The organism is Oerskovia turbata (assembly GCF_000718325.1).
Lineage (GTDB): Bacteria > Actinomycetota > Actinomycetes > Actinomycetales > Cellulomonadaceae > Oerskovia > Oerskovia turbata.
Genome location: NZ_JOFV01000043.1, coordinates 1 through 492, shown reverse-complemented (window position 1 = coordinate 492; position 492 = coordinate 1). Strand labels below are relative to the sequence as shown.

At 67.5% G+C, this 492-nt stretch carries 1 protein-coding gene; it reads left to right on the top strand.

Annotation, left to right across the window (positions count from 1 at the left end; genetic code table 11):
* The coding region (locus tag IE95_RS0118310) for an NAD(P)/FAD-dependent oxidoreductase (RefSeq protein ID WP_030153667.1) at nucleotides 1–492 on the top strand (492 nt) is incomplete at both ends.

The following is a 492-nucleotide window of genomic DNA, read 5'->3' as shown; positions in this document are numbered from 1 at the left end:
CGTCATCATCGTGGGTTCGGGCCCCGCTGGGTACACGGCTGCTGTGTATGCCGCGCGTGCGGGTCTTGAGCCCTTGGTCCTGGCGGGTTCGATCACTGCGGGTGGCGCGTTGATGAACACGACCGAGGTCGAGAACTTCCCGGGGTTCCCGGACGGGATCATGGGTCCTGAGCTCATGGAGAATCTGCAGAAGCAGGCCGAGCGTTTCGGTGCGCAGGTCGAGTGGGACGACGCGGTCGAGCTGCGGCTCGAGGGCCCGGTCAAGACCGTGGTCACGGGCAACGGTGAGACCCACACGGCGCGGGCGGTGATCCTGGCGACGGGTTCGGCGTACCGGGAGCTGGGTCTGGAGGACGAGAAGCGTCTGTCGGGTCGCGGGGTGTCCTGGTGCGCGACGTGCGACGGGTTCTTCTTCCGTGACCAGCACGTCGTGGTCGTCGGTGGTGGGGACTCCGCGGTCGAGGAGGCCACGTTCCTGACGCGTTTCGCGTC